Here is a 21,800-nt window from a genome sequence, read left to right as displayed (position 1 = left end):
ACCGGAAAACCGGAAAACCGGAAAACCGGAAAACCGGAAAACCGGAAAACCGGAAAACCGGAAAACCGGAAAACCGGAAAACCGGAAAACCGGAAAACCGGAAAACCGGAAAACCGGATTTCTGGTAACGCTCTGGTCCAACATGAAAAATCCTGCGAAACGTGCCGTTTTGAAAGGTTTGGTTAACCGTCCGGCGACGGCCCGGGCTCTCTGCGCGCGCCTCATGCCTGCACCCCTTCCAGCACCGCACCAGCCCGTGCCGCTTCTGCCGCGAGCACGGGCCAGTCCGGCACGTCATTGTCCCATTCGATAAGCGTGGCCACCGGTCCGGTGCGGCCAAGCGTGTGGGCGTAAAGCGCCCAGACCGGGTCCACCACCTCCGCGCCGTGGCTGTCGATCAGCAGCGGTGCGCCGTGATCGTCTTGCTGCGCGTCATGTCCGCCAAGGTGGATTTCGCCCACCGCCGCCACCGGGAAGGCGTCGATATAGGCCGCCGGGTCTTCGGCGCGGTTGGTGCGGGCGACGTAGACGTTGTTGACGTCGAGCAGCAATCCGCATCCGGTGCGGCGCGCGATCTCGGCCAGAAAGTCGGTTTCGGCCCAGGTGGTTTCGGTGAAGGCGAGGTAGGTGGCGGGGTTTTCCAGCAGCATCTGCCGCCCGAGCGCCTCCTGCACCTCGTCGATATGGTCGCAGACCCGCCCAAGGCTGGCATCGGTATAGGGCAGTGGCAGCAGATCGTTGAAGAAGGCGCCACCATGGGACGACCAGGCGAGGTGCTCGGAAAAGCTCGCCGGGTTCAGCCAGGTCATCAGGTGACGAAGCCGCGCCAGATGCGCCTTGTCGAGCGGTTCCGCGCCGCCGATCGACAGCCCCACGCCATGCACCGAGATGGCGAAGCGCCCGGCCAGCGCGCGCAGCTGCGCCAGCGGCCGCCCGCCATCGCCCATGTAGTTCTCGGCGTGGATTTCGAGCCAGCGCACCGCGCCGGGATCGGCAAGGATCTCGCCGTAATGCCGGGGTTTGAAGCCGATGCCGGGGGCGGCGGGCAGGCGGGGAGACAGGCTGTCGAACATGGGGACTCCTCCGGGTATGGCCCCGGGCCGCAGCGGCCCGGGGTATCTGCGATCACATCTCGGGCAGGTCGCGGTCGAGCGCTTCGAGCGCGCCCATGCGCTCCATGCCGTCCATCGTCATCGAGGCCTCGATCACCGTTTCCTCGCAGGTGCCGGCGGGCACGAGCGACCAGGCATTGCCCTGGTAGTCGACTTTCGAGGTGCCGGCGCAGGTGGTGCCGGGGCCGGCGGCGCAATCGTTCTCGCCCGCCTTGGCGATGCCGTAGCATTTCTCCGTTGCGCCGTCCTGCGCATTGGCCGCATGGGCGGCGAGCGCGGTGGCGACGGCGCCGGCGATGGCGAGCGCTTTGATCGGTTTGGTCATTGGGTCCTCCTCATGAACCGTTCGGGTTGATCGCCCGTTTCGGCGATGAGGAAGTGCTAGCGGGGCCGGGCCGTCACAGGCCACTCACAGGGCCGTGCAGCACCCGGGCGTGACGGGCTGAAACATACGAAGTCGTGAATTGACCTGTGAGCTGGGTCCGGTGGCAGGTGAAAAATATGAGCAATCCAAAGCGATAGAGCCGTGAGGATGGAGCCCGCCCCGCAGGTGCGCCGCGCTGCGGCATGGGGTGCCCGGCGCGGCGCTTGCAACACCCGCGCGCGGCTTGGGGCGGCAAAGCGGCGTGGAGGTGAGTGTTGCGGGCCCGGAAAGACCCGCCGGATGCGGCAGACGCGCGCGGTCGCGGGGTCAGACCCCGGCACGGTGGCCGGACATCTCGTCCTGCCGCGCGCGCATCCGGGCGTGGCTCTTCAGAATTGCCCGCCGGATGGAGAACCCGCCCGGGTTCAGGCCGCCGGGGCGTTGAGATGATCCATCGCGTCGAGCACCAGCGCGTCCAGCCCCGCGCCGCCCCCGGCGACATGGGCGATGAGTTGGGCGCGCATCCGCGGCTCCCAGAAATCGTTGAGATGTGCCGCGAGCTTTTCCGCCTGCCCGCCGCCCGGCTGGGTCTTGAAGAAGGCGGCGATCTGGTTGGCCATGTGAACCATCTTGTCAGGCGACATGCGCATCTCCCGTGTCGATCCGGTCGGGGTGGGAATACAGGTCGAACCCGCCCGCGCGGGCAAAGGCGGCCAGGGTGATCCCGGCCTCTTCGGCGAGGCGCAGGGCATGGGCGGTGGGGGCCGAGGCGGCGATGATCACCGCCGAGCGCGCCATCGCCGCCTTTTGCACCATCTCGACCGAAACCCGGCTGGTGAGCACGATGGCCCCGGCGCTGGCATCGCTGCCGCCGCGCGCCAGCGCGCCGATCAGCTTGTCGAGCGCGTTGTGGCGGCCCACATCTTCGCGCGCCAGAACCAGGCCCTCGCCGGGGCGCAGGAAGCCGGCGGCATGGACGGCGCGGGTCTGGTCATGCAGGGGCTGGTGGCCGCGCAGCGTTTCGGTCGCGGCGGCGATCTCGGCGCGGGTGAGGGCAATGGCGGGCTGGCCGACATGGGGCAGGGGGCGCAGGGCCTCGTCCAGCGAGTCGATGCCGCACAGCCCGCAGCCCACCGGGCCGGTCATCTGCCGGCGGCGGGCCTTCAGCGCTTCCGACCGGTCGCCCGCAAGCCAGAACCGGGCCTCGATCCCGTTCGGGTGCTCGACCACCTCGAAGCTCTCGATCTGGCCGAGCCGGTCGATCACGCCTTCGCTCAGTGCGAAGCCATGGGCGAAATCCGCGATATCGGCGGGCGAGCACATCATCACCGCAAGCGTGGTGCCGTCGAAGCTGACCGCCACCGGCACCTCCTCCGGCAGCGCGCGGATGACCGCCCGGGTGCCCTCGCGCGTCACCGCGAGGCCGGGCAGGCTGTGCACCGGCTTCATTCGGCGGCCTCGATGCGGCGGGCCTTCGCGGCATGGGCGGCGTAATCCTCCTGCCAGTCGCTCGGCCCGTTCGAGCAGGCCACCTGCACCGCCGTCACCTTGTATTCGGGGCAATTGGTGGCCCAGTCGGAATAATCGGTGGTGATCACGTTGGCCTGGGTCTCGGGGTGGTGGAAGGTGGTATAGACCACGCCGGGGCTGACCCGCTCGGTGAGCTTCGCGCGCAACGTGGTTTCGCCCGCGCGGCTCGCCAGCCGCACCCAGGCGCCATCGGTCACGCCGCGCTGCTCGGCGTCATGCGGGTGGATCTCCAGCACATCCTCGTCATGCCAGACCACGTTGTCGGTGCGGCGGGTCTGCGCGCCCACATTGTACTGGCTGAGAATGCGCCCGGTGGTGAGCAGCAGCGGAAAGCGCGGGCCGGTGCGCTCGTCGGTGGCCACGTATTCGGTAACGATGAACCGCCCCTTGCCGCGCACGAAGCCATCGACATGCATCATCGGCGTGCCTTCCGGATGCTCTTCGTTCACCGGCCATTGCACCGATCCCATACGATCCAGAAGCTCATAGCTTACCCCGGCAAAGCTCGGCGTGGTGGCGGCGATCTCGGCCATGATCTCGCGCGGGTGGCTGTAATGCCAACCGGCCCCCATCGCGTTGGCCAGCGCTTGGGTCACCTCCCAATCGGCATAGCCGTTCTTCGGCTTCATCACCTCGCGCACCATGTTGATGCGCCGTTCGGCATTGGTGAAGGTGCCGTCTTTTTCAAGGAAGGTCGAGCCGGGCAGGAAGACATGGGCGTAATTCGCCGTCTCGTTCAGGAAGAGATCATGGACGATCACGCAATCCATCGCGGCAAGCCCGGCGGCGACGTGGCGGGTATCGGGATCCGATTGCAGGATGTCCTCGCCCTGGATGTAGATGCCCCTGAAGCTGCCATCGACGGCGGCGTCGAGCATGTTGGTGATGCGCAGGCCCGGCTCGGGGTCGATCTCCACGCCCCAATGGCGCTCGAAAATCTCGCGCACATCGCCGTTTTTCACATGGCGGTAGCCCGGCAATTCATGCGGGAACGAGCCCATGTCGCAGGAGCCCTGCACGTTGTTCTGCCCGCGCAGCGGGTTCACCCCCACGCCGGGGCGGCCGATATTGCCGGTGAGCATGGCGAGGTTGGCGATGCCCATCACCGTGGTCGAGCCCTGGCTGTGCTCGGTCACGCCAAGACCGTAATAGATCGCACCGTTGCCGCCGGTGGCGAAGGTGCGCGCGGCGGCGCGCAGCTCTTGCGCCGGCACGCCGGTCAGCGCCTCCACCGCTTCGGGGCTGTGGCGCGGATCGCGGATGAAGGCCACGTAATCGGCAAAGCTCTCATCGTCGCAGCGCTCGGCAATGAACGCCTCATCGGCCAGCCCTTCGGTCACGATCACATGGGCAAGCGCGCTGACCACGGCCACATTGGTGCCGGGGCGCAGGGCAAGGTGATGGGCGGCCTCGATATGGTTCGATTTCACAAGGTCGATCTTGCGCGGGTCGATCACGATCAGCTTCGCCCCCGCGCGCAGCCGCTTTTTCAGCCGCGAGGCAAAGACCGGGTGCGCATCGGTCGGGTTCGCGCCCATCACGATCACCACGTCGGTCTGTTCGACCGAGTCGAAATCCTGCGTGCCGGCGGAGGTGCCGAAGGTCTGCCCCAGCCCGTAGCCGGTCGGCGAATGGCAGACGCGCGCGCAGGTATCGGTGTTGTTGTTCATGAACACCGCGCGGGCGAGTTTCTGGACGAGGAAGGTTTCCTCGTTGGTGCAGCGGCTTGACGTGATGACGCCGATCGAGCGGCGCCCATGCTCGGCCTGAATGGCGCTGAGCCGCCGGGCGGCGAAGCTCAGCGCCTCGTCCCAGCTCACCTCGCGCCACGGCTCGTCGACATGATCGCGGATCATCGGGTTCAGGATCCGGTCGCGGTGGTTGGCATAGCCCCAGGCGAAGCGGCCCTTCACGCAGGAATGCCCCCGGTTGGCCTTGCCGCCCTTGGCCGGCACCATGCGCACCAGCGTATCGCCGTTCATCTCGGCCCGGAACGAGCAGCCCACGCCGCAATAGGCGCAGGTGGTCACCACCGAGCGCGTGGGCGTGCCCAGCTCGATCACCGATTTCTCCTGCAAGGTGCCGGTCGGGCAGGCCTGCACGCAGGCGCCGCAGCTCACGCAATCGGAGGAGAGAAAATCGTCAAACCCCGCTCCGGGCGAGACCCGGCTGTCAAACCCGCGCCCTTCGATGGTGAGCGCGAAGGTGCCCTGCACCTCTTCGCAGGCCCGCACGCAGCGCGAGCAGACGATGCATTTCGACGGGTCATAGGCAAAATAGGGATTGCTTTCGTCCTTGGGCGTGTAGCGCGGATTGGCCTCGCCGTTCTGGCGCACGTCAAAGTGGTTTTCGCCCGGCGCATAACGCACATCGCGCAGGCCCACCACGCCGGCCATATCCTGCAATTCGCAATCGCCGTTGGCCGCACAGGTGAGGCAATCGAGCGGGTGGTCGGAGATGTAAAGCTCCATCACCCCGCGCCGGATCCTGCGGACCCGCTCCGACTGGGTATGCACCACCATGCCATCGGCCACCGGCGTGGTGCAGGACGACGGCGTGCCGCGCCGCCCCTCGATCTCGACCACGCAGAGCCGGCAGGAGCCGAAGGCTTCGATACTGTCGGTGGCGCAGAGCTTGGGCACCTGAATGCCCGCCTCGCTCGCCGCGCGCATGACGCTGGTGCCCTCGGGCACGGTCACGGCAAAGCCGTCGATGGTGAGCGTCACCGGCGCGCCGGTTTTCGCCGGCGTGCCCTTGTCGGTCTCGTCCCAGGGGATGATGAAGTCTTTCATATGTCTATCCCTGCTGTTCTGCGCGCACAAAGGCGACGATGGCATTGGCGTGGCCATGTCCGAGCCCGTGCCCGGATTTCAGCGCCGCCACCTGTTCCATATGTCTGGCGTCCGGCATCGCCCGCACGATCCCGAGCCAATGTTCGATCGGCTGGCCGTATGTCTTTTCGATCGACGGGAAATAGGAGGCAGGCCCCTTGATCTTGTCGTCGTTCATTCGGCGGCCTCCTTGTGCGGGGCAAAATCGTCGGGAAACCGGGTGAGAGCGGACAATACCGGGTAGGGGGTGAAGCCGCCGAGCGCACAGAGCGACCCGTCGCGCATCGTCTCGCAGAGGTCTTCCACCAGATCGCGCATATCCTCGCCCGCCGCCATCCGGTCGATGACCTCCACCCCGCGCACCGCGCCGACCCGGCAGGGCGTGCACTTGCCACAGCTCTCCACGGCGCAGAATTCGAAGGCGAAGCGCGCCTGGGCCAGCATGTCGGTGCTGTCGTCGAATACGACGATCCCGGCATGGCCGATCAGCCCGCCGGCGCCGTCGAATTCCTCATAGCCAAAGGGCGTGTCGAACTGTTGCGGCGCGAAATAGGCGCCAAGCGGCCCGCCCACCTGCACCGCCTTCACCGCGCGCCCGGTGCGCGTGCCGCCGGCGATCCGCTCGACGATCTCGCCCAGCGGCAGGCCGAAGGCCGTCTCGTAAAGCCCGCCGAAGCGCACATTGCCCGCGATCTGCAGCGGCATCGTGCCTTTGGAACGCCCCAGCCCGAAGCTCGCGTAATGCTCCGGCCCCTTCTCGAAGATCACCGGCACGGTGGCGAGGCTGATCACGTTGTTCACCACGGTGGGCTTGCCGAACAGACCCTCCAGCGCCGGCAGCGGCGGCTTGGCGCGCACCACGCCGCGCTTGCCTTCGAGCGAATTGAGCAGGCTCGTCTCCTCGCCGCAGACGTAAGCGCCCGCGCCCTCGCGGATCTCGATGTCGAAGCCGCGCCCCGAGCCAAGCACATCGCCGCCCAGCAGCCCCGCTTCGCGCGCGATCTCCACCGCCCGGGTCAGGGTGGCAATGGCGTCGGGATACTCCGAGCGGATATAGATAAAGCCCGTCTCCGCCCCCACGCCGAGCCCGGCAATCGCCATGCCCTCGATCAGCGAAAACGGATCGCCCTCGATCAGCATCCGGTCGGCGAAGGTGCCACTGTCGCCTTCATCGGCGTTGCAGACGATATATTTCCGGCCAGCCCCGGCCGCCGCCACGGTCTGCCACTTGATGCCGGTTGGAAAGCCCGCGCCACCGCGCCCGCGCAAGCCGCTGTCGATCACCGTCTGCACGATGGCGGCGGGATCGGCCAGCGCCTTGCGCAGCCCGACAAGCCCGCCATGCGCCTCGTAATCGGCGAGCGAGAGCGGGTCGATCACGCCGACGCGGGCAAAGGTCAGGCGGGTCTGGCTGGCGAGAAACGGGATGTCCTCCGTCGGTCCATGGCCCGCAAGCGCGCCGTCAAGCAGCGCCGGCACATCCGCCACTGTGATCGGCCCAAAGGCATGGCGCACACCATCGCGTTCCACTTCCGCCAGCGGCTCCAGCCAGGCCATGCCGCGCGAGCCGACGCGGATCAGCTCCAGAGCCATCCCGCGCGCCCTGGCCTCTGCCTCCAGCGCGGCGGCCACGTCCTCTACGCCAAGCGCCTTCGCAACCGCATCGGCGGACAGAAACAGCTTCATGCCGAAACCTCCGCCACCAGTTTCTCCGCCGTCGCCGCCGCCATTGGCCGCCCGTCGACCATCGCGGCGGGGCCGTTGGCGCAAAGGCCGAGGCAATAGACCGGCTCGACCGTCACCGCGCCCCCCGCCGTGGTGCCGTGCCATTCGGTGCCGAGCGCCGCCAGCGCCGCCTCCGCCAGCGCAACGCCGCCAACCGCCTGACAGGCCTCGGCGCGGCAGATCTTCACCACATGGCGGCCGGCGGGCACGGCGCGGAAATCGTGGTAGAAGCTCATCACGCCATGCACCTCGGCCCGGCCGATATTGAGCGCCTCGGCGATCAGCGGCACGGCGGTTTCGGGCACATGGCCGAAGCGCTTTTGCAGCCGGTGCAGGATCGGCAGCAGCGGGCCTTCGCGGTGCAGTTCGGCGGCGATCTCGGCAGAGATGGCTGCGGCGGACGGGGCGGTGTCGGGCATGGGGCCTCCGGGGCTGTCTCAGGCCCTGCAGACAGCAGATCGAAAATTTGAAATCAATATCGTTATTCCGTTGGATGATAGAAAATATCTATCGAACGGCAAGCTCTCCGGCCTCGTCGAGCAGCGCCTGCAACACCGGCGTATGCGGCTCCTGCCAGGGGGCCACGAGGCCCACCGCATGGCCCGGCGTCTCGGCCCGGATCGGCACGATCTTCAGGCCCTTGCCCGCCGCGAGGAAGGTGGCCAGATCGCCCGGCAGCACGGTGACCCAGTCGCCGGTGGCGACATGGCTCACCAGCACCACGGTGGAATTCGATTCCATCTGCGCCGCCGGATCGCAGCCCGCGGCGCGAAAGGCGGTGTTGATGATCCGGCGGTTCTGCATATCGGGCGTGAGCAGGCAAAGGCGGCTGCCCGCCAGATCGCGCCAGCCGATCGCGGTCCGGTCCGCCAGCGGGTGATCGGGGGTGCAGACCAGCGTGTAGCTCTCGCGGTAGAGTTCCACCGTCGAGACCCGCCCCAGCGGCTCGTTGTCGAGGTAGGACAGGCCGGCGTCGATCTCCAGATTGTCGAGCATCGTCAGAATGTCGATGGAATTGCGCGACAGGACGGTGAAGGACACATTCGGGTGCCGCTTCGAGAAGCCGGCGGCCAGCCGCGACGCCCAGGTCAGCGCGGTGGGGATCACCGCCAGCCGCAGCTGCCCCGCCAGCCCCTCGCGCGAAAACCGCATCTCCTCGCGCAGCCGCCGCGCATCGCCGACGATCTGGCGCGCCCAGTTCAGCGCCCGCTGCCCCTCCGGCGTCAGCCCGCCAAAGCGCGAGCCGCGCCGCACGAGCTGCACGCCGAGCTGATCTTCGAGCTGCTTGATCCCGGTCGAGAGCGTCGGCTGGGTGATCCCGAGGCTCTCCGCCGCCCGGCCGAAATGCTGCTCCCTGGCCAGGGCGATGAACATTTCGAGCTTCGCGAGCATGATCGGCATCCTCTATGGATATTTCTCAAAACGATACAAAATTCATATCATGCGGGCAATCCTGCTCCGATCTCCCTTCATCCTTGCACAAATACTCCGGGGAGCGCGAGGGGCAGCGCCCCTCGCCGGGTCGGATCGCGTCAGCGATGCGAAAGTCAGCCGCGCGGGGCCGCCGCGCGCCGCAGCCGGTCGTTGATCGCGCGGCCCAGCCCGATCTCGGGGACCGGCGAGACGGCGATGGGCATATCGCCTTCGGCATCGAGCCTGTGCAGGTGGTGAAACAGATTGGCCGCCGCCTCCACCAGATCGCCCGAGGGCGAGAGGTTCAGCGCCGCGCCCGCGACCGGGCCGAAGCCCAGCAGCCGCTCGCCGGGCCGGGCGGTCTCGGCGTCGAGCCGTATCGCCGCCCTTGGCGCGTAATGCGACAGGAGCTGGCCCGGCGCATTGATCGCCTCGTCCGGCCCATGCAGGGCGAGCGGCGCGCCGAGGCAGGCTTCGATCGCCTCCGCCGGCAGCCCGCCGGGGCGCAGCAGCACCGGCGCGGGCGCGAGGCCGACAATGGTGCTTTCCACCCCCACGGGGCAGGGGCCGCCATCGAGCACGGCGGCGATCCTGCCGTCCAGCCCGGCCAGCACATGGGCCGCCTCGGTGGGCGAGATCCGGCCCGACGGGTTGGCCGAGGGCGCGGCGACGGGCCGCCCGGTCTCGGCCAGCAGGCGGCGGGCCAGCGGATGATCCGGCACGCGCAGCGCCACCGTCGGCAACCCGGCGGAGACCAGCGGCGAAAGCCCGCTGCCCGCGCGCACCGGCAGCACCAGCGTCAGCGGGCCGGGCCAGAACGCCTGCGCCAGCCGCAGCGCATCGCCCTCCAGAACGGCATAGTCCGCCACCGCGTCGAGGCTCGGCAGATGCACGATCAGCGGGTTGAACCGGGGCCGCCCCTTGGCGTCGAAGATCCGCGCCACCGCCGCGCCGTTCGTGGCGTCCGCACCGAGGCCATAAACCGTTTCGGTGGGAAAACTGACCAGCTCTCCGGCCCGCAACAGCGCGGCGGCCCGGGCGATGCCGGTATCGTCGGGCGCGAGAATTTCGGTGCCGGTCATGACGCTGGGTTTTCCTTGCGCGTTGCTGGGGGCGGTTTACCCTTCCCGCGCGACTGCCTACAAGGCGCACAGGCGCTTGCCAAGATATCCGTGGAGGACCCATGCCTTATCGTGCCCCCGTTCGCGACTTTCGTTTCATGCTGGAGCATGTCGTTGCCTATGATCAGGTGGTGGCGACGGAGCGGTTCGCCGATGCCGGGCATGACACGGTCGCGGCGATTCTCGACGAGGCGGCCAGGCTCAACGACGAGAAGCTCGCGCCGCTGAACCGGGTGGGCGATACCGAGGGCGCGGTGCTGGAGAACGGCGTGGTGCGCACGGCGGCCGGGTTTCGCGATGGATACGCGGCGATTGCCGGGGGCGGCTGGGTCGGTATCGCCGGCGATCCCGCGCATGGCGGGATGGGCCTGCCCTTCACCCTCAACGTGGCGTTCAACGATATGATCTCGGGCGCGGCTCTGGCGCTGGGGCTGAACCCGCTGCTCAGCCAGGGCCAGATCGAGGCACTGGAAACCCACGCCTCCGATGAGCTCAAGGCGCTTTATCTGCCCAGGCTCAACAGCGGCGACTGGACCGGCACGATGAACCTGACCGAGCCGCAGGCCGGTTCGGATGTGGGCGCCCTCACCACCCGGGCGGTGCCGAACGGCGATGGCACCTATGCGATCACCGGCCAGAAGATCTTCATCTCCTGGGGCGATCACGATTTTGGCGGCAATGTCTGCCACCTCGTGCTGGCGCGTCTGCCCGATGCCGCGCCGGGCACGCGCGGGATCAGCCTGTTCATGGTGCCCAAGTTCATCCCCGATACGCAAGGCGAGCCGGGCGCGCGCAACGCGCTCAGGGTGGTGAGCCTTGAGCACAAGATGGGCCTGCATGCGAGCCCGACCTGCGTGATGTCCTTCGAAGGGGCGACGGGCTGGCTCGTGGGCGGCGAGAACCGGGGCATGGCGGCGATGTTCACGATGATGAACAATGCCCGGCTTCAGGTCGGCGTGCAGGGGATCGGCGTGGCCGAGGGGGCCTATCAGCACGCGCTGGCCTATGCGCAGGAGCGCCGGCAGGGCCGCACGCCGCTGGGCGAGGGGGGCGGCGCGATCATCGACCATGCCGATGTGCGCCGGATGCTGATCGAGGCGAAGGCCGAGATCTTCGCCGCCCGCGCCATTGCGCTGGCCTGCGGTGTGGCGCTCGACATGGAAAAGGCCACGGGCGATCCCGACTGGGCCGCGCGCGCGGCGTTGCTGACGCCGGTGGCCAAGAGCTTCGGCACCGATGTAGCCCAGAAGGTGGCCGGGATCGGCATTCAGGTGCATGGCGGCATGGGCTACATCGAGGAAACCGGCGCGGCGCAATTTGCCCGCGACGCCCGCGTGCTTACGATCTACGAGGGCACCAACGGCATTCAGGCGATGGACCTTGTCGGCCGCAAGATGATGGATGGCGGCGAGGCGGCCTACCGGATGTTCGACGAGGGCGAGCAGGTGGCCGAGATCGCCCGGCGCACGGTGCCCGATCTGGCCGAGGCGGTCTGGGGCGCGGCGGAAACCCTGCGCGAATGCGTCGAATGGCTGGTCGAACAGGATATGCAGGAGCGCTTCGCCGGGGCGGTGCCGTTCCAGTCGGCCTCGGCGCGGGTGCTGGGCGCCTTCTACCACCTCAAGGCCGCGCATGCCGAGGGCGGGGCCGGGCCGCGCACGGCGCTTGCGCGCTACTACATCGAGCGGCTGCTGCCCGAATACGAGGCCTTCATCACCCAGGCGAAGGCGGGTGCGGCGGGGCTCTACGCCCTCTCGGCGGAAGACCTCGCCTCGTGAGCGCGCCGATCACCTTCCCCTGGGCCGAGCCGCCCGCCGAAGGCGAGGCCGTCGAACTGGCCGCGAATGCGCTGTGGATGCGTGTGCCGCTGCCGATGAAGCTCGACCATGTGAACGTTTTCGCCTTCCGCGACGACGATGGCTGGACCGTGGTCGATACCGGCTTCGACACCAGCCGCACGCGCAAGCTCTGGGCGCAGCTCATCGCCGGGCCGCTTGGCGGCGAGAGGGTGGCGCGGGTCATCGTCACCCATCATCATCCCGATCATGTGGGGCTTGCCGGCTGGTTCCAGCGCGAGCACGGGGCCGAGCTGATCACCACCCGCACCGCCTGGCTCTTCGCCCGGATGCTGCTGCTCGACGAGCAGATGGTGCCGGTGGACGAAACGCTTGCCTATTGGCGCTCGGCGGGGATGGAAGACGAGATTTTCGAGGCCCGCAAGGCCGAGCGGCCGTTCAACTACGTCGATATCGTCGCCGACATGCCGCTGGGCTTCAAACGGGTCAAGCAGGGCGATGTGATCCGCTTCGGCGGGCGCGACTGGGATGTGCGGATCGGCAACGGCCATGCCCCCGAACACGCCACCTTCTGGAGCCGCGATTGCGATCTGGTGATCGGGGGCGACCAGCTCCTGGCCACGATCAGCCCCAATCTGGGCGTTCATGCGACCGAACCGGAAGCCGATCCGGTGGGCGACTGGCTGGAAAGCTGCGAGGCGCTGATGCCCTTCGCGGAGGATGGCCAGCTCGTGCTGCCCGGCCACAAGCTGCCGTTCCGGGGCCTGCCGACGCGGATGCGCCAGTTGATCACCAACCATCACACCGCGCTCGACCGGCTGCTGGCGCATCTCGACGCGCCCCGCACCGCCGTCGAATGCTTTCCCGCGCTCTACCGGCGGCGGATCGGCGCCGGCGAATACGGGCTTGCCCTGGTCGAGGCGATGGGGCACCTCAATCATCTCTACCGTCTGGGCAAGGTCACGCGCACAAGGCGCGACGATGGCGCCTGGCTGTGGCAACGGAGGCAAGATGGCTGATACCAAGACAAGCCCGCGCGCGCGTGTATCCAAATGCGACGACGACACGCCGCTGACCGCCGAGCAGAAGCCGCTGCCCGAGGTGGTGACCGAGCGGCCCTATGAAGACAAGAGCCCGGCCGAATGGGCCTATGAGCGGCTTATCCTCTACATCCAGAATTTCGAGGAACAGCTCGATAACGAGCACGAGGTGGCGATGGGCTTCGCCGGGGGCGAGGTCGGCATTCTGCGGATCGAGGGGATCGGCTATTTCGATCCCGATCTCGTCACCTTCTACGGCACCGATGACGAGGGCACCAAGACCCAGCTCATCCAGCATGTGAGCCAGCTCAACGTGATGCTGCGCGCCGAGCCGCGCGAGGAAACCTCCGAGCCGCCGAACCGGATCGGCTTCCGGCTCGCCGCCGATCTCGGAAAGCATTCCGGCGCCGAGGTGGACGAGGGCTGAGCCTTCGCCCCTTGCCGCGCCGGTCCGCCCGGCGCAGGATGCCGCCATGACCCAGCCCGCTGACATACCGCGCTATCGCATCCGCCTCGTCTTTGCCGATGGTGTCTTCATGGGGCCGGGCAAGGCCGAACTGCTGGAGCGGATCGCCCGTACGGGGTCGATCGCCGCGGCGGGGCGCGAGATGGGGATGAGCTACAAACGGGCCTGGCAGCTTGTCGAGGCGATGAACGCGATGTACCGCGAGCCGGTCGTCCTGAGTTCGCGTGGCGGGGCGAAGGGCGGTGGCGCCGAGGTGACCGAGACCGGGCGGGCCGTGCTGGCTGCTTATAACGGCATCGAGGCGGCGGCGCGGCAGGCGGGGGCAGGCCATGCGGCGGCGATGGTCGATCTTCTGGCCGATATGCCCGATGGGAAATAACGGTTGCCAGAAGCGCGCGGTTCGATATGTTTCGATAAACATATCGAACCGGAGACCTACCATGCTCAATTCACTTCTCTCGCGCGGCCTTGCCGCCGCGCTCCTGCTGTCGCCCGTGCCGGCGATGGCCGACGATGTGCTCGTCTTCGCCGCGGCGAGCCTGAAAAACGCCATCGAAGAGATCGTCGGCACGTTTAACGGCGAGACGGGCCATAACGTGACCGTGTCGCTCGCCGGGTCGTCGGCGCTGGCGCGCCAGATCCAGAGCGGCGCGCCAGCCGATCTGTTCATCTCCGCCAATGTCGGCTGGATGGACACGCTGGAAGAGGACGGGCTGATCGCGCCCGGCACGCGCGCCGATCTGCTGGCGAATGCGCTGGTGCTGATCGCCGCCGATCCGCAGGCCGAGCCTGTCGAGCTGTCGCCGGGCGTCGATCTTGCCGGGCTTCTCGGCGGCGGCCATCTCGCCATGGCGCTGGTCGACGCGGTGCCTGCGGGCATCTATGGCAAGGCCGCGCTCGAAGGCCTCGGCATCTGGCAGGCCGTCGCGCCGCAGGTGGCGCAATCGGACAATGTGCGCGCGGCGCTGGCGCTGGTGGCCACCGGCGAGGCGCCCTATGGCATCGTCTACGCCACCGATGCGGTGGCCGAGCCGGGGGTGCAGGTGGTTGGCACCTTCCCGGCAGACAGCCACCCGCCGATCATCTACCCTGCCGCCATCCTCGCCGGGCACGAGGGCGCGGCGGCGGAGGCTTTCCTTGCCTATCTGTCGGGCGCAACCGCCCGTGCCAGCTTCGAAGCGCAGGGGTTTGTGGTGCTGGGAGAAGAGTAACGGATGGGATGGCTCGGGCCGGAAGAATGGCAGGCGGTGGCGCTGTCGCTGCGCGTGGCGCTGACGGCCACCATCTTCAGTCTTCCGCCCGGCATCCTCGTGGCGCTGGTGCTGGCGCGCGGGCGCTTTCCCGGCCACGCACTGCTGAACGGCCTCGTGCACCTGCCACTGATCCTGCCCCCGGTCGTCACCGGATATCTTCTGTTGCTCACCTTCGGCACCAAGGGGCCGCTGGGCAGCCTGCTGGCCGAGATCGGCATCGTTTTCGCCTTTCGCTGGACCGGCGCGGCGCTGGCGGCGGCGATCATGGCCTTTCCGCTCATGGTGCGGGCGATCCGGCTGTCGATCGAGGCGGTGGACCCGAAGCTGGAAGAGGCGGCGGCCACGCTCGGCGCCTCGCGGATCAGGGTCTTCGTCACCGTCACCCTGCCGCTGATCCTGCCCGGCGTGATCGCGGGCGCGGTGCTGGCCTTCGCCAAGGCGATGGGTGAGTTCGGCGCGACGATCACCTTCGTCTCCAACATCCCCGGCCAGACGCAAACGCTGCCCTCGGCGATCTATGCCTTCCTGCAGGTGCCGGGCGGCGAAAGCGCGGCGCTGCGGCTGGTGGCGGTCTCCATCGCCATCGCCATGCTGGCGCTGATCGCCTCCGAATGGTTCGCGCGCCGGGCCGGGCGGCGGGGGGGCGGGGCATGACGCTTTCGGTCGCCCTGCACCATGCCCTGCCGGGGCTGACGCTCGATGTCGCCTTCGACGCGCCGGCCGGGGTGACCTCGCTGTTTGGCCGCTCCGGCGCGGGCAAGACGAGCGTGGTCAATGCCGTTGCCGGGCTGCTGCGCCCCGACCGGGCGCGGATCGTGCTGGAAGGCGAGGTGCTGGCCGATACCGGGCGCGGCATCTGGTTGCCCGCCCACAAACGCCGGATCGGTTACGTGTTTCAGGAGGGGCGGCTGTTTCCGCATCTCGATGTACGGCGCAACCTCGTCTACGGGCTGCGGGTGACAGGCCGCGCGGTGGATGACAAAGCCTTTGCCCGGGTGGTGGAGATGCTTGGCATCGGCGCGCTGCTGGCCCGGCGCCCGGGCGCGCTGTCGGGGGGCGAAAAGCAGCGGGTGGCCATCGGCCGGGCGCTGCTGGCCGCCCCCCGGATGCTGCTGCTCGACGAGCCGCTGGCGGCGCTCGACGAAGGGCGCAAGGCCGAAATCCTGCCCTATCTCGAACGGATCCGCGACGAGGCCGGCGTGCCGATGCTGCATGTGAGCCACGCGGCGGCGGAGGTGGCGCGGCTGGCCACCACCGTGGTGGTGCTCGAAGCGGGCCGGGTGCTGCGCGCCGGCCCCACCGCGGCGGTGCTGTCCGACCCGGCGCTGACCCCGACCGGACCGCGCGCGGTGGGGGCGCTGCTTATCGCCCGGGTGGTGGCGCATCACGATGACGGGCTTTCAGAGCTCGACGCGGGCGGCGTCAGGCTGTTCCTGCCCCGTGTCGCCAGCGCGCCTGGCGCTGAGTTGCGGGTGCGGATCGCGGCGCATGACGTGATCCTGTCGCTCGGCCCGCCGGAGGGGCTTTCGGCGCTCAACAGCCTGCCGGGCACGGTGGCCGAGATTCATATCGGCGATGGCCCCGGCGCGATCGTCGCGGTTGAAACGGCGGCGGGGCGGGTGCTGTCGCGGGTGACGCGCCGTTCGGTTGCCCGGCTGGGCCTTGCGCCGGGCATCGCCTGCCATGCGATCCTGAAAACGGTGTCCATCGCAGCGGAAGATGTGGGTGTGCAGGCCGGGCCGGTCCGCGCCGGGTGATCGCGGGGCGACGACACAAGGCTTGATCCGGCGCGCCAAAGCCCTCACAAAAAAGAATGATCCGCGCCGTGCCCCTTGCCCTGACTGCGATATGCGCCGCTCTGCCTGCGCCGGCGGCGGATTGGGCGACCGTTACCGCGATCTTCGAAGAGCGCTGCATATTCTGCCACGCGGGCGAAGATGCCCCGCTCGGTCTTTCGCTCGACAGCCATGCCGGGGTGATGGCGGGCTCGCAGAACGGCCCGGTCGTGCTGCCGCAAAGCCCGCAGGAGAGCCCGCTTTATGGCCGGATCACCGGCGCGCTGATGCCGCAGATGCCGCTCGACGGGCCGCCGTTTCTGGAGGCAACCGAGATTGCGGCCTTGCTCGGCTGGATCGAGGCTGGTGCGCCGGGGCCGGAGGCGGGGGCGAACTCCGTCGAACCGGCCGCCGAGGCCGATCCCTACGCGGATGGCGTGATTACCTTCCCGGAGGTCGAGCGGATCTTCCTGCAACGCTGCATCGAGTGCCATTCCGACAATTCGACGCTGGGCGCCCCGCCGGAGGGATTGCGCCTTTCGTCCTATGCCGCGATTCTGGCGGGCGGCGAGCGCGCGGTGCTGATCCCGGGCAATCCGCAAGCCTCGGAAATCATCCGCCGGGTCGAGGGCCTTGCCGATCCCCGTATGCCGATGGACGGGCCGCCATGGCTGACGCCCGATCAGATCGGGCTTCTGCGCGATTGGATCGCGGGCGGGGCGTTGAGCGCGGAGGGCGTCCCGGCCCCGATGCCGACCGGGGCCGAACTGCGGTATCGCGGGACGATGACCGGGGAGGACGAGATCGACGGCGTTCGCTTCATCGTCACCGGCGGCACGCGGATCGACGAAAGGCCGGGTATCGGTCAACAGGCGGAGTTGCGCGCGCGCGTGGCGCCGGACGGCGCGATCGTCGCCGAGCGGCTGCGCGCCCGGTAGCACCGGCGAGGGGCCACCGGCGGCGGGCCGTCACGCGCCGATGCGGATCGGCTGGCGCTTGCGGCCCCATCTGCCGGGCGCGCCTTCGATCACGCCGGCAAACCTTGTGCCGCAGCTCAGGCAATGGCCGGTCTCGTCGAGGTGCCAACCGGTGAGCTGGTGCCAGTCGCGCCCGATCACCTTCTGGCCGCAGCCGGTGCAATAGCTCGATTGCGCCGCCTCGTCATGGACATTGCCGGCATAGACGTGATGAAGCCCGACGCGGCGGGCGATCTCGCGGGCGCGCAGCACCGTTTCCAGCGGCGTGGCGGCGTGATCCGGCATCCGGTGCTGCGGCGTGAAGGCGGTGAAGTGGAGCGGCGTGTCTGCGCCGCAATTGTCCAGCACCCAGCCCGAAAGCGCCTCGATCTCGGCGTCGCTGTCGTTCTCGCCGGGGATGAGGAGCGTGGTCAGCTCCAGCCAGCATTCGGTTTCCTGCGCGACATAGGCGATGGTGTCGAGCACCGGTTCGATATGCGCGCCGGTGAGTTTGCGGTAGAATTCAGGGGTGAAGCCCTTGAGGTCGATATTCGCCGCATCCATCGCGGCGAAGAACTCGGCGCGTGGCTCCGGCTCGATATAGCCCGCCGTCACCGCCACCGAGCGCACACCGAGATCGCGGCAGGCCGCCGCCGTGTCGAGCGCGTATTCGAGGAAGATCACCGGATCGTTGTAGGTATAGGCGACCGAGGCGCAGCCGTGGCGCTTGGCCGCCTGGGCGAGCGCTTCGGGCGAGGCGCTGTCGGCCAGCCGGTCGACCGTTTTCGCGGTGGAAATGTCGTAGTTCTGGCAGAATTTGCAGGCGAGGTTACAGCCCGCCGTGCCGAAGCTGAGAACCGAGGTGCCCGGCAGGAAATGGTTGAGCGGCTTCTTCTCGATCGGGTCGATGCAGAAGCCGGAGGAGCGGCCATAGGTGTCGAGCACGATCTCGTCGCCCTCGCGCATCCGCACGAAGCACATGCCGCGCTGGCCGTCGCGCAGGGCGCAGAACCGCGGGCATAGCTCGCAGCGCAGCCGCCCATCGGGCTGGCGGCTCCAATGGCGCGCAATATGGCGGGCTTCGGTCATGATTTTCTTGCCTTCTGCCCCTACACTGGAGGCGTTTCGGAGTTATATGCAACTCACATGAGAGACCTGCGCGAAAATACAAGACGCCCTCCAGCGGTTGCCGGCATGTTTTACCCGGCCGATGCGGCGGAGCTTGCCCGCGCGGTGGAGGCGTGCCTTGCCCGTGGGGCCGGGGCAGAAGGGCCTCAACCGCCGCGCGCGATCATCTCGCCCCATGCGGGCTATGCCTATTCCGGCTGGCTTGCCGGGGCGGCGTGGCAGAGCACTGCGGGGGCCGATATTCGCCATGCGGTGGTGCTTTCGCCCTCGCACCGCCACGCCTTTGCCGGGATCGCGCTGCCCTCCGGCGGGGCCTATGCCATGCCGGGGTTCGACCTTGCGATCAACACCGCTGCCCGAACGGCGCTGATGGAAGCGGGGCTGGCCCATATCGAGGACGCGGCGCATGACCGCGAGCATGGGGCGGAGACGCAATTTCCCTTCCTCCATGCGCTGCATCCGCAGGCGGATGTGCTGCCGCTCGTGCTGGGGCAGGTGGAGGATGCGCAGGTCGCGGCAGCTTTGGACCTGCTCGACGGGCTGCTCGGCCATCCCTTGTTTGTGCTGTCCAGCGATCTCAGCCATTTCCTTACCGAAGGCGCCGCCATCGCCCATGACGACGCGGCATCGCGGCTGATCGAAACCGGCGCATGGCAGAGCCTCAGCGGGGCCCATGCCTGTGGCGCGCGGGGCATTCGCGGCTACCTTGCCTCGCGCACGGGGCAGGGCGCGCGCGCGGTCCGGCTGGCGCGGGCGACCTCGGCGGAGGTGACGCATGATACATCCCGCGTCGTCGGCTACGGCGCCTGGGCGCTGTATGGGCCGGAGGGCGATGCGATCCGGCGCGATGACCGCGCGGCGCTGCTGCGGGTGGCGCGTGAGGCGCTGGCCGGGCGCACCGCCACGGGCCGCGACCCGAAGATCGACCCGGCCAGCTTTCACCCAAGGTTGCGCAGCCATGGCGCGGCCTTTGTGACGCTCACCCGCGCGGGCCGGTTGCGCGGCTGCATCGGCTCGCTCACAGCCCACCGCCCGCTGGTGCAGGACGTGGCGCAGAACGCGATCTGCGCGGGCCACGCCGATCCGCGTTTTGCCGCCGTCACGGCGGGGGAACTGGCGGAGATCCACCTCAAGATCGCGGTGCTCGGCCCGCCCGCGCCGATGGCCTTTGCCTCGGAAGAGGATCTGCTCGCGCAATTGCGCCCCGGCGAGGACGGGCTGATCCTGTCCGATCGCGGCCGGCGCGGCACCTTCCTGCCGATGGTCTGGGAGAGCCTGCCCGAGCCTGCCGCGTTCTGGCGCCAGCTCAAGCGCAAGGCGGAGCTGGCGGAGGATCACTGGAGCGACACGCTGGAGGTGCAGCGCTACCGGGCGGAGAGCTTCGCCGAAGGCTAGACGCCGCGAATGCCGTTCAGCACCATATCGGTGGCGAGCCGGGCATAGGCTTTCCGGTCCATCCCCTTGCCGGGGCGGTGCCACATGTAAAACCAGTTGAGAATGCCGAAGACCGACATGGTGACGGGGCGCAGCTTGTCGGTGCCGTCCAGCGCCGGGGCCTCGTGCAACAGGGCGGCGCTCATCATCTCGACCAGCTCGCGCTGCAGGGCGATCAGCGGCGCCTGCTGCGCGTCGGGCAGCACCGACAGCGCGTCGATCTGCAATTTGTGCTCGGCGTCGGCGTCTTCATAAGCCTCAAGGATCGCGCAGATCAGCGCGCCCAGCCCACCTTCGGGGCTGACCTCGCGGGCGGTCTCGACAAGGTCGGTCAGATGCCAGTCGAGGATATCGTATAGCAGCGCTTCCTTGGCGGAATAATAGTGGTAGATCAGGGCCTTGGATACGCCGCAATGCTTCGCTGCCCCGGTCATCGAGGCGCGGTCGAAGCCGTGGCGGGCGAAATATTCCGCCGCCCCCTTACGGATCGCTTCCCGCTTCTGGTCGTGGTCGCGTGCAATTCCTCTCGGCATGGATCAGCCCTTCGGCCGGTTGTCGACGATGCGCACGGCCTTGCCTTCGGAGCGCGCCACGCCGCCGGTCTCGGCCACATGCACCTTCACGGTGACGCCGACATTCGATTTCACCAGCCCCTTGAACACATGGCTCACATGAACCGCGCTGGCCTCGACCCCTTCGGCCAGTTCCACATGGATATGCATCTCGTCCATCCGGTCGGGCCGGGTGAGTTCGATCTGGAAATGCGGCGCCAGTTCCGGCACCGCCATCAGCTGCTCCTCGATCTGGGTCGGAAAGACATTGACGCCGCGCAGGATGATCATGTCATCGGTGCGGCCAGTCACCTTTTCCATCCGCCGCATCGAGCGCGCGGTGCCGGGCATGAGCCGGGTGAGGTCGCGGGTGCGGTAACGGATGATCGGAAAGGCTTCCTTGGTGAGCGAGGTGAAAACCAGCTCGCCCAATTCGCCATCGGGCAGAACCTCGCCGGTCTCCGGGTCGATCACTTCGGGGTAGAAATGATCTTCCCAGATATGCAGCCCATCCTTGGTTTCCACACATTCATTCGCCACGCCGGGGCCGATCACTTCGCTGAGGCCGTAAATATCGACGGCGTGCATGTCGAAGGCGTCTTCGATCTCGCGGCGCATCGCGTTGGTCCAGGGTTCGGCGCCGAAAATGCCCACCTCAAGCGGCGATTTGCGCGGGTCGAGCCCCTGCGCCTGATATTCGTCGAGGATCGAGAGCGCGTAGGAGGGCGTGACCGTGATGCCGCGCGCGCTGAAATCCTCGATCAGCCGCACCTGCCGCTGGGTCATTCCGCCCGAGACCGGCACCACGGTCAGGCCGAGCTTTTCCGCGCCGCCGTGAATGCCGAGCCCGCCGGTGAACAGCCCGTAGCCATAGGCGTTGTGCAGGACGTCGCCGGGGCGCAGGCCCGAGGCGCGCAGGGAGCGCGCGACGACGGTGGCCCACATATCGAGGTCGGCCTTGGTGTAGCCCACCACGGTGGGCTGGCCGGTGGTGCCCGACGAGGCATGGATACGCGCCACCTCGCCACGCGGCACGGCAAACAGGCCGAACGGGTAATTGTCGCGCAGATCCTGCTTGGTGGTGAAGGGAAATTTCGCGAGGTCTTCGAGGCTGTGCAGGTCGTCGGGGTGCATGCCCGCGGCCTCGAACGACGCCTTGTAGTGAGGCACCTTGTCATAGGCGTGGCGCAGCGACCATTTCATCCGCTCAAGCTGCACCGCCGCGATCTCGTCGCGCGAGGCGGTTTCGATATGTTCAAGCTCGTCCCGGCGCGGGGTGAGATCCTTCATTCTGTCCTCCCTGAG

The 21,800-nt window shown here is 68.2% G+C and carries 22 protein-coding genes and 1 pseudogene; 10 read left to right on the top strand and 13 right to left on the bottom strand.

Going from position 1 to position 21,800, the window contains the following annotated elements; translation table 11 throughout:
• Positions 1 to 186: pseudogene (locus QMG28_RS15060) on the top strand (hypothetical protein); the annotation flags it as partial.
• 35 nt (positions 187 to 221) lie between these two features.
• Here QMG28_RS15060 and bufB read toward each other — a convergent pair.
• The 10 genes from bufB to QMG28_RS15010 all read right to left on the bottom strand — a co-directional run bounded on the left by bufB (position 222) and on the right by QMG28_RS15010 (position 10,057).
• Positions 222 to 1,073: an MNIO family bufferin maturase gene (bufB, locus tag QMG28_RS15055; RefSeq protein ID WP_281843140.1), complete on the bottom strand. Its 852-nt coding sequence runs from the start codon at positions 1,071 to 1,073 to the stop codon at positions 222 to 224.
• A 52-nt stretch (positions 1,074 to 1,125) separates the two neighbouring features.
• The gene (locus QMG28_RS15050) at positions 1,126 to 1,437 is read right to left on the bottom strand and encodes a BufA1 family periplasmic bufferin-type metallophore (RefSeq protein ID WP_281843139.1); all 312 of its coding nucleotides are present in this window, start codon (positions 1,435 to 1,437) and stop codon (positions 1,126 to 1,128) included.
• Between the two features lie 464 nt (positions 1,438 to 1,901).
• Positions 1,902 to 2,120, bottom strand: a complete 219-nt coding sequence (locus QMG28_RS15045) for a formate dehydrogenase subunit delta (protein ID WP_281843138.1) — start codon at positions 2,118 to 2,120, stop codon at positions 1,902 to 1,904.
• Positions 2,110 to 2,925, bottom strand: a complete 816-nt coding sequence (gene fdhD / locus QMG28_RS15040; protein ID WP_281843137.1) for a formate dehydrogenase accessory sulfurtransferase FdhD — start codon at positions 2,923 to 2,925, stop codon at positions 2,110 to 2,112. Before fdhD ends, QMG28_RS15045 begins: the two co-directional genes overlap by 11 nt.
• A complete protein-coding gene (gene fdhF, locus QMG28_RS15035) occupies positions 2,922 to 5,798 on the bottom strand; it encodes a formate dehydrogenase subunit alpha (protein WP_281843136.1) in 2,877 nt (958 codons plus the stop codon). Before fdhF ends, fdhD begins: the two co-directional genes overlap by 4 nt.
• Before the next feature lie 4 nt (positions 5,799 to 5,802).
• Entirely contained in the window at positions 5,803 to 6,015 is a 213-nt protein-coding gene (locus QMG28_RS15030; RefSeq protein ID WP_281843135.1) for a DUF4287 domain-containing protein, read from the bottom strand.
• Positions 6,012 to 7,523: an NADH-ubiquinone oxidoreductase-F iron-sulfur binding region domain-containing protein gene (locus QMG28_RS15025; RefSeq protein WP_281843134.1), complete on the bottom strand. Its 1,512-nt coding sequence runs from the start codon at positions 7,521 to 7,523 to the stop codon at positions 6,012 to 6,014. Before QMG28_RS15025 ends, QMG28_RS15030 begins: the two co-directional genes overlap by 4 nt.
• Positions 7,520 to 7,981: a formate dehydrogenase subunit gamma gene (locus QMG28_RS15020; RefSeq protein ID WP_281843133.1), complete on the bottom strand. Its 462-nt coding sequence runs from the start codon at positions 7,979 to 7,981 to the stop codon at positions 7,520 to 7,522. Before QMG28_RS15020 ends, QMG28_RS15025 begins: the two co-directional genes overlap by 4 nt.
• An 88-nt stretch (positions 7,982 to 8,069) precedes the next feature.
• Positions 8,070 to 8,954: a LysR family transcriptional regulator gene (locus QMG28_RS15015; protein WP_281843147.1), complete on the bottom strand. Its 885-nt coding sequence runs from the start codon at positions 8,952 to 8,954 to the stop codon at positions 8,070 to 8,072.
• 155 nt (positions 8,955 to 9,109) lie between these two features.
• The gene (locus QMG28_RS15010) at positions 9,110 to 10,057 is read right to left on the bottom strand and encodes an L-threonylcarbamoyladenylate synthase (protein ID WP_281843132.1); all 948 of its coding nucleotides are present in this window, start codon (positions 10,055 to 10,057) and stop codon (positions 9,110 to 9,112) included.
• A 101-nt stretch (positions 10,058 to 10,158) separates the two neighbouring features.
• Between QMG28_RS15010 and QMG28_RS15005 the strand changes: the two genes are divergently transcribed.
• The 8 genes from QMG28_RS15005 (at position 10,159) to QMG28_RS14970 (ending at position 17,364) form a co-directional block, all read left to right on the top strand.
• A complete protein-coding gene (locus tag QMG28_RS15005) occupies positions 10,159 to 11,874 on the top strand; it encodes an acyl-CoA dehydrogenase (RefSeq protein ID WP_281843131.1) in 1,716 nt (571 codons plus the stop codon).
• Entirely contained in the window at positions 11,871 to 12,911 is a 1,041-nt protein-coding gene (locus QMG28_RS15000) for an MBL fold metallo-hydrolase (protein ID WP_281843130.1), read from the top strand. The genes QMG28_RS15005 and QMG28_RS15000 overlap by 4 nt, the downstream gene beginning before the upstream one ends.
• Positions 12,904 to 13,359, top strand: coding sequence for a DUF6173 family protein (locus QMG28_RS14995; RefSeq protein WP_281843129.1), 456 nt, complete (start codon positions 12,904 to 12,906; stop codon positions 13,357 to 13,359). The genes QMG28_RS15000 and QMG28_RS14995 overlap by 8 nt, the downstream gene beginning before the upstream one ends.
• 46 nt (positions 13,360 to 13,405) lie before the next feature.
• Positions 13,406 to 13,777, top strand: a complete 372-nt coding sequence (locus QMG28_RS14990; RefSeq protein ID WP_281843128.1) for a winged helix-turn-helix domain-containing protein — start codon at positions 13,406 to 13,408, stop codon at positions 13,775 to 13,777.
• A 61-nt stretch (positions 13,778 to 13,838) separates the two neighbouring features.
• Positions 13,839 to 14,609, top strand: coding sequence for a molybdate ABC transporter substrate-binding protein (gene modA, locus QMG28_RS14985; RefSeq protein ID WP_281843127.1), 771 nt, complete (start codon positions 13,839 to 13,841; stop codon positions 14,607 to 14,609).
• A gap of 3 nt (positions 14,610 to 14,612) precedes the next feature.
• On the top strand, positions 14,613 to 15,305 hold the full coding sequence (gene modB / locus QMG28_RS14980; RefSeq protein WP_281843126.1) for a molybdate ABC transporter permease subunit: 693 nt from the start codon (positions 14,613 to 14,615) through the stop codon (positions 15,303 to 15,305).
• Positions 15,302 to 16,408 (top strand): molybdenum ABC transporter ATP-binding protein, encoded by a 1,107-nt coding sequence (modC, locus tag QMG28_RS14975; protein ID WP_281843125.1) that lies wholly within the window; start codon positions 15,302 to 15,304, stop codon positions 16,406 to 16,408. The genes modB and modC overlap by 4 nt, the downstream gene beginning before the upstream one ends.
• 56 nt (positions 16,409 to 16,464) lie before the next feature.
• On the top strand, positions 16,465 to 17,364 hold the full coding sequence (locus tag QMG28_RS14970; RefSeq protein WP_281843124.1) for a c-type cytochrome domain-containing protein: 900 nt from the start codon (positions 16,465 to 16,467) through the stop codon (positions 17,362 to 17,364).
• Positions 17,365 to 17,394: 30 nt separating this feature from the next.
• On the opposite strand, the gene amrS is transcribed toward QMG28_RS14970, so the two are convergent.
• Positions 17,395 to 18,471 carry an AmmeMemoRadiSam system radical SAM enzyme gene (amrS, locus tag QMG28_RS14965; protein ID WP_281843123.1) on the bottom strand — a complete coding sequence of 359 codons (1,077 nt, stop codon included), beginning with the start codon at positions 18,469 to 18,471 and terminating at the stop codon, positions 17,395 to 17,397.
• Between amrS and amrB the strand changes: the two genes are divergently transcribed.
• Positions 18,442 to 19,905 carry an AmmeMemoRadiSam system protein B gene (gene amrB / locus QMG28_RS14960; protein WP_307726354.1) on the top strand — a complete coding sequence of 488 codons (1,464 nt, stop codon included), beginning with the start codon at positions 18,442 to 18,444 and terminating at the stop codon, positions 19,903 to 19,905. The two genes, amrS and amrB, sit on opposite strands and share 30 nt — an antisense overlap.
• Here the strand turns inward: amrB and QMG28_RS14955 are convergent.
• Positions 19,902 to 20,477, bottom strand: a complete 576-nt coding sequence (locus QMG28_RS14955) for a TetR/AcrR family transcriptional regulator (protein ID WP_281843121.1) — start codon at positions 20,475 to 20,477, stop codon at positions 19,902 to 19,904. The two genes, amrB and QMG28_RS14955, sit on opposite strands and share 4 nt — an antisense overlap.
• A gap of 3 nt (positions 20,478 to 20,480) precedes the next feature.
• Positions 20,481 to 21,785 (bottom strand): phenylacetate--CoA ligase PaaK, encoded by a 1,305-nt coding sequence (paaK, locus tag QMG28_RS14950; protein WP_281843120.1) that lies wholly within the window; start codon positions 21,783 to 21,785, stop codon positions 20,481 to 20,483.
• Positions 21,786 to 21,800: the final 15 nt, after the last annotated feature.

It is taken from the genome of Sinisalibacter aestuarii (assembly GCF_027923545.1).
Taxonomy (GTDB): Bacteria; Pseudomonadota; Alphaproteobacteria; order Rhodobacterales; family Rhodobacteraceae; genus Sinisalibacter; species Sinisalibacter aestuarii.
This window is presented reverse-complemented; position numbering and strand designations above follow the sequence as displayed.

Coding starts and splice junctions, on each gene's coding strand:
- modC (WP_281843125.1), top strand. CDS start 15,302: ATGACGCTTTCGGTCGCCCTGCACCATGCCCTGCCGGGGCTGACGCTC.
- QMG28_RS15050 (WP_281843139.1), bottom strand. CDS start 1,437: ATGACCAAACCGATCAAAGCGCTCGCCATCGCCGGCGCCGTCGCCACC.
- QMG28_RS15005 (WP_281843131.1), top strand. CDS start 10,159: ATGCCTTATCGTGCCCCCGTTCGCGACTTTCGTTTCATGCTGGAGCAT.
- fdhD (WP_281843137.1), bottom strand. CDS start 2,925: ATGAAGCCGGTGCACAGCCTGCCCGGCCTCGCGGTGACGCGCGAGGGC.
- amrB (WP_307726354.1), top strand. CDS start 18,442: ATGGCGCGCAATATGGCGGGCTTCGGTCATGATTTTCTTGCCTTCTGC.
- QMG28_RS15030 (WP_281843135.1), bottom strand. CDS start 6,015: ATGAACGACGACAAGATCAAGGGGCCTGCCTCCTATTTCCCGTCGATC.
- QMG28_RS15025 (WP_281843134.1), bottom strand. CDS start 7,523: ATGAAGCTGTTTCTGTCCGCCGATGCGGTTGCGAAGGCGCTTGGCGTA.
- bufB (WP_281843140.1), bottom strand. CDS start 1,073: ATGTTCGACAGCCTGTCTCCCCGCCTGCCCGCCGCCCCCGGCATCGGC.
- QMG28_RS14955 (WP_281843121.1), bottom strand. CDS start 20,477: ATGCCGAGAGGAATTGCACGCGACCACGACCAGAAGCGGGAAGCGATC.
- QMG28_RS14995 (WP_281843129.1), top strand. CDS start 12,904: ATGGCTGATACCAAGACAAGCCCGCGCGCGCGTGTATCCAAATGCGAC.
- paaK (WP_281843120.1), bottom strand. CDS start 21,785: ATGAAGGATCTCACCCCGCGCCGGGACGAGCTTGAACATATCGAAACC.
- QMG28_RS15010 (WP_281843132.1), bottom strand. CDS start 10,057: ATGACCGGCACCGAAATTCTCGCGCCCGACGATACCGGCATCGCCCGG.
- modA (WP_281843127.1), top strand. CDS start 13,839: ATGCTCAATTCACTTCTCTCGCGCGGCCTTGCCGCCGCGCTCCTGCTG.
- QMG28_RS15045 (WP_281843138.1), bottom strand. CDS start 2,120: ATGTCGCCTGACAAGATGGTTCACATGGCCAACCAGATCGCCGCCTTC.
- QMG28_RS15015 (WP_281843147.1), bottom strand. CDS start 8,954: ATGCTCGCGAAGCTCGAAATGTTCATCGCCCTGGCCAGGGAGCAGCAT.
- QMG28_RS14970 (WP_281843124.1), top strand. CDS start 16,465: ATGATCCGCGCCGTGCCCCTTGCCCTGACTGCGATATGCGCCGCTCTG.
- fdhF (WP_281843136.1), bottom strand. CDS start 5,798: ATGAAAGACTTCATCATCCCCTGGGACGAGACCGACAAGGGCACGCCG.
- QMG28_RS14990 (WP_281843128.1), top strand. CDS start 13,406: ATGACCCAGCCCGCTGACATACCGCGCTATCGCATCCGCCTCGTCTTT.
- modB (WP_281843126.1), top strand. CDS start 14,613: ATGGGATGGCTCGGGCCGGAAGAATGGCAGGCGGTGGCGCTGTCGCTG.
- amrS (WP_281843123.1), bottom strand. CDS start 18,471: ATGACCGAAGCCCGCCATATTGCGCGCCATTGGAGCCGCCAGCCCGAT.
- QMG28_RS15020 (WP_281843133.1), bottom strand. CDS start 7,981: ATGCCCGACACCGCCCCGTCCGCCGCAGCCATCTCTGCCGAGATCGCC.